The sequence below is a fragment of the Candidatus Anoxymicrobium japonicum genome, assembly GCA_002843005.1.
Taxonomy (GTDB): domain Bacteria; phylum Actinomycetota; class Geothermincolia; order Fen-727; family Anoxymicrobiaceae; genus Anoxymicrobium; species Anoxymicrobium japonicum.
The window spans coordinates 1-1,977 of the sequence record PHEX01000122.1 but is presented as its reverse complement, the minus strand read 5'-3'; the positions used below and the strand labels follow the sequence as shown (position 1 = coordinate 1,977).

Annotated in this window: 2 protein-coding genes; one reads left to right on the top strand and one right to left on the bottom strand. The window is 58.8% G+C overall.

What is annotated here, in order from left to right; translation table 11 throughout:
- The first annotated feature begins 178 nt into the window (after nucleotides 1-178).
- On the top strand, nucleotides 179-370 hold the full coding sequence (locus CVT63_08325; GenBank protein PKQ26864.1) for a hypothetical protein: 192 nt from the start codon (nucleotides 179-181) through the stop codon (nucleotides 368-370).
- Between the two features lie 68 nt (nucleotides 371-438).
- Here CVT63_08325 and CVT63_08320 read toward each other — a convergent pair whose 3' ends face one another.
- Nucleotides 439-768, bottom strand: coding sequence for a hypothetical protein (locus CVT63_08320; protein ID PKQ26863.1), 330 nt, complete (start codon nucleotides 766-768; stop codon nucleotides 439-441).
- Nucleotides 769-1,977: the final 1,209 nt, after the last annotated feature.

The window sequence follows — 1,977 nt, the reverse complement described above, 5'->3', positions numbered from 1 at the left end:
CCAGCACGCATCCCCTGCCCGTGTTCATCACCTGCTCCCGATAGAAGACTGACCCGTGTTGCAACGCCCTGAGCGCACGAGCTGCCGCCTGTACTGGCAGCCACTGCAAACACGGCCTGTTGACTTTACCATATATTGCGTTTTATATATATGCATCCACTGTGCGCAGGAGAAGACAATGACGATCAACCCCGAATCAACCAACCTCACTTTTGATGACGAAGACTATGACGAGGATTACGTAGGCGCCATGCAAGAAGTGTGGGCAACCTGCCCGGGCTTTGACGGTGAGGACATGGGCCCCTCGATGGAGGAGATGGAGCGGGCACGACTGAAACGAGCGCAGCGCCGTGCACTAATGAAGCGGTAGGCGCAATGGCGCCACGCGCCGGGCGTGCACCTGCATGCTCGGCGTGTGGGGTTTTCGCGGAATGATTTTTACAGCTTTGATGTGAACCAAGCTGATGTCTTCAGCAACTGGCTGAGGTGTTCGCGGTGTCGCTGTGGGCATATGCGGTGATGAGCAATCACTTGCATGTGGTGGTGCAGGTGTTGCCTGATGTGGCGACACAGTGGACCGATGAAGAAGTGGCTGATCGGTGGATCCGTTTGTTTCCGAAAGCCGAGCAAGATGCAGCGTTGCGTGCCCAAGCGCTGATCGCCAATCCCGGGCGCTTGGCGCTGTTGCGCTCGCGCTTGTGCGACTTGTCGTGATTCATGCGCCGCCTGAGTGAGTCCATCGCCCGCCGCGCCAATGCCGAAGATCATTGCAAGGGCCGCTTTTGGGGCAGGTTTTTGCTCCTGCAAAACCTGCATACTGCACATCAATGTGCAAAAATGGCGTTTCAAATGCCAGGCATTGCTGGACGAATCCGCCGTGCTGGCGGCGATGGCCTATGTTGATCTGAATCCGGTACGTGCGGCGCTGCGTGAGACACTGGAAGAATCTGCCCATACCAGTGCCCGGCGTCGGCTTGCGCAGATTGATACCAATACGCACACCGGAGAAGTCATCGCGCCGATTGCCGGCGCAGTGCGTGTTGGGCATCACAGCGACCGACTACCTGCAATTGCTCGACTAGACCGGCCGCCAGGTTCACCCGAACTAGCGCGGCTCGCTCAGCGGCCCGCCGCCGCGCACGTTGCGGCGCCTGCGCCACGATGCAGCACTATGGCCACGTCAGGTGCTGGCGGTCGGTTCGGACTTTCACCGCGCTGTGGGCGCCGCTGAATGCCTGATTGCGAAAGCGAATGCCATGGGGCAGCGTTGGCTGCATGGCATTGGCGCAGCACGACGCTTGTTGCAAGCGAGCCGCTGAGTCAACCGCCGATTTTCGAGCCAGCCGCAACGCTACCGCATGAGATCGCCGTTGTGCAGACATGTGTATGCATGTCACGTACGCACAGTGAAGCTGCAGCCATTCATCCAACGCGATACGCCCACAGCCTGGACTGGTGCCAGCACGATTGATAGCTCACCGCGTTGGGGTGGGCCGTGTTGGCAAGATTGTGGGTGTCCCGCGTCCGTTTGGGTCCCGCGTCCGCCGCGTCCGTTAGGTAGCTTTGAGAGAGATTCGCGGTCTCCATAGTGTGGTGACATGATCACCCGTGGCGCTGATATTAGGTCAACCATGCGAGCGTAAGCAGCACGAGGCGCAGTGCGCTCAGGCCTTTGGCGGGCAGCAACATTTCGGACAGTGAAACTTCGAGCCAGCCACCCACTGGCAACAGAAGATCAAGCGCACGCCACCGAGTGGGCTGGTCACCGATCGGCACCTCTGGGTACGATTACGCCAGACCTAAGGATGCTCTGAACAAGCTGTCATTGCGAGGAGCGGAGCGACGTGGCAATCCAGAAATATTCGGAAAATCAAGACACTGGATTGCTTCGCTGCGCTCAATGGGATGGACGCCCCCTTCCTTGCTTACCGGCATCGAAGTGCCCAAGTAGTTGGGTGTTCACCAACCAACCGGAAA

Bases quoted from the DNA above. Each gene is read 5' to 3' on its own strand.
- CVT63_08325 (PKQ26864.1), top strand. From the start codon at position 179: ATGACGATCAACCCCGAATCAACCAACCTCACTTTTGATGACGAAGAC.
- CVT63_08320 (PKQ26863.1), bottom strand. From the start codon at position 768: ATGATCTTCGGCATTGGCGCGGCGGGCGATGGACTCACTCAGGCGGCG.